The sequence below is a fragment of the Pseudomonas fontis genome (assembly GCF_028656955.1).
In the GTDB taxonomy this organism is placed as follows: domain Bacteria; phylum Pseudomonadota; class Gammaproteobacteria; order Pseudomonadales; family Pseudomonadaceae; genus Aquipseudomonas; species Aquipseudomonas fontis.
Map to the genome: position 1 here is coordinate 1 of NZ_JAMDGY010000123.1, position 2,458 is coordinate 2,458.

Genomic DNA, 2,458 nt, shown 5'->3' on the forward strand with positions numbered 1-2,458 from the left:
CCAAACCCCTCTCTCCATTACCAAGGGCAGTTCCTTTTGGACCTTCCGCTGCCTTTCCTGTCCCCCTAGACGCACCCGCGGCAACCCCCGCAGCAGTGGCCGCAACACCATTCCAGAATCGCTGCGACTCGCCGTCTCGGATGATAGACAATTCTGACGAAAGGGTAGCAATAGCCGCTGAGTTATTTCCGCCGTTAACGACCGACACTGTCGCTGCGGTAATCGGATCGGTTGTTCTGAGTGTTTTTATCAACGCTTGCAACTGTGACTCTTCCGCAGCCAACCGAGCCTGCACAGCAGCACACTTCTCCGGATCTGCCTGGCAAGTCGCTCGCAGATCGTTGTTGCGAGCCTCGTCAAGCGATGCATACCGTTCACGAACGAGCTGTTTTTCTTGCTCCGTCTGCTGAGCATCCACCTCGCGTAACATCTCTACAACTTCTTCATGGAAGAGGTAGTTATAGAGCGTCGCACTCTGAGCAATCTGGGCACCTAGGCCTAAGTCCCCCGTCTACGGCTGCGGCAGCTACAACCCCCGTCAACTGGGAAAGCATCAACAGAACGTTGTCATTGCCCTGAGAGATCGAAACCAGCCCATTAAGCATCGCCTCATTCAACCCCGCCGCCATCGCACCGGTTTTGAAATCGCTCCCTGTAGCCTCCGCCAGGAGCCCACCCATGATCGCGTGGGCAAATATCTTCGGTACGCTACCGTTGTCAAACTTGATAGTGTTGTCACCGACCCACTTGAACCCGTTTGGAAAGCTTCGATCCACCTTTTGTACCAACAAATATTTCGGACTATATCTGCTTTACCCTATTAACATATACCTAATAATCTAAGGTCATCTTTAAGCTCCACGACTTCATCAGAAGGCAGATCTTCCAAGATAGAGGATAGTTCAAACTCCTCTAACAATTTAGAGATGGTATCCAGATGATGATTCTGGACCTTTTCCGGAGATCGCCCTGCTGAAAGAATAAGCGCTATAACTTCGAGCATTAACTTTTCAACAGGCAATTCAAATGAGTTTTCAAGCTCGCCATAGGCATAACCCACTTCACTTTCACCTTCAGCCCATGAGCTTTGGTGGCTGAGCTTGACCTTGCAATAGCTATAATAGCTACCCAGAAACCAAGCCCGGATTTCACCATAAGTCACTCTGTTTTCCATTACGGCGTCTTCCTCGGCGGGCGCAACATAACACCCTGATTACCAAGAATATTAACTGCAATATTGGGGTACTTCGCCTTAAACTGCTCAGCCACATTCAGACAGCTGGCACAAGCCGCTTTCTCCGTAAGAATATTTACTGTTCCTCTGGCGGAGGTATTTCTCTCCAACTGGTCAGCGATATTATCTGGAATTTTGTATTCCGTATCTATTCCCCGATAAGCCAAGTCTCCAGCCTTATTGGGTACAGATTGAGCGACAAAATTCCCATTTCCGGAGCCGATAAGCCCCTTACCAGCATCAGAGACTTGGCTGTGTGCGGCCATCTGCTTAGGTATTCCGGGAATATCTATTTCCGCGACAGCTACGTTACCACTACGCCGTAAACCAGACGGCAATCCAGCTCGAACGTCCATGACCCGTTGGGCCATCGGAGCAGTGTCAATCACGGCCGCTGTTGCTTTTGCACCAACTAAATCTCTATTTTATACAGATAAATCCCGCCATCCAAATATTGCATCGCGCCCTCTACAACCGACAGACATTCATCAGACTCAATGACACTAAGCCCACAACAACCAAAATCCAGATATATTCCAACGCAGCCTTCGTCAATATTCTCAATTCTGTACTCGTATACGGCCAAAATCTCTAACCCTAAAAACTTATCTAGGCTATTTAACGACCTAATTGGGTACGCAAAATTATCACTAGTTTCTGACAACTCGAGCAACCCCGGCTCCGTATTTATAGCTGTAAATTTTGACACGCCCTCGCTAACCGTTAGCGACACCCATCCTGCTATAGACATTTTAAAAAACAGCACTAAAAATTCACAAACCAAATCTCCGCTCAAAAAAAATGAACGAAATCTGATATCGCGCAAAATTTCATTTATCAGCATGGTTTCTCACCCCCCTCCACACACATTAAAGCTTTGATGACTTCTCTGGAATTAATGTATCACACTCATATTTTCCGTTCGGTAGCACCCTTAAACTCACGGTGCTATTAGTCTTGGAACTGTACACATGAACGAGATCGTAATTACCTCGAACGGTTGAGCTGGGGATTACTGGGCTCACAGATGTAGCGTTCTCTAGGGTTTCTTTAACCGTCGCCTTAGCCTGCTCTACACCAGTCCTGCTTGCTTCATAGGGTAAGCGACCCTCACCAATTTTTGCTCCCAGCTTTTTATTGAGGTTAGTCGATTGTGATGCAAAGAAGTCATCTACCGCTCCCAAACCTGGAACCTTCTGGATACCTTTTGCACCAACAGTATCA

General features: G+C 47.7%; 6 protein-coding genes. All 6 read right to left on the reverse strand.

Going from position 1 to position 2,458, the window contains the following annotated elements; translation table 11 throughout:
* Positions 1-430: hypothetical protein (locus M5G11_RS26470; RefSeq protein ID WP_273925420.1), on the reverse strand; the 430-nt coding region annotated here is incomplete at its 3' end.
* A 28-nt stretch (positions 431-458) separates the two neighbouring features.
* Complete coding sequence (locus M5G11_RS26475) at positions 459-776, reverse strand: DUF637 domain-containing protein (RefSeq protein ID WP_273925422.1); 318 nt, start codon at positions 774-776, stop codon at positions 459-461.
* A gap of 44 nt (positions 777-820) precedes the next feature.
* Entirely contained in the window at positions 821-1,174 is a 354-nt protein-coding gene (imm2, locus tag M5G11_RS26480; RefSeq protein WP_273909503.1) for an Imm2 family immunity protein, read from the reverse strand.
* Positions 1,174-1,623, reverse strand: a complete 450-nt coding sequence (locus M5G11_RS26485) for a deaminase domain-containing protein (RefSeq protein ID WP_273909502.1) — start codon at positions 1,621-1,623, stop codon at positions 1,174-1,176. The genes imm2 and M5G11_RS26485 overlap by 1 nt, the downstream gene beginning before the upstream one ends.
* Positions 1,624-1,646: 23 nt before the next feature.
* The gene (locus M5G11_RS26490) at positions 1,647-2,078 is read right to left on the reverse strand and encodes a hypothetical protein (RefSeq protein ID WP_273909501.1); all 432 of its coding nucleotides are present in this window, start codon (positions 2,076-2,078) and stop codon (positions 1,647-1,649) included.
* Between the two features lie 25 nt (positions 2,079-2,103).
* A partial coding sequence (locus M5G11_RS26495) for a hypothetical protein (protein ID WP_273925424.1) occupies positions 2,104-2,458 on the reverse strand: 355 nt, incomplete at its 5' end.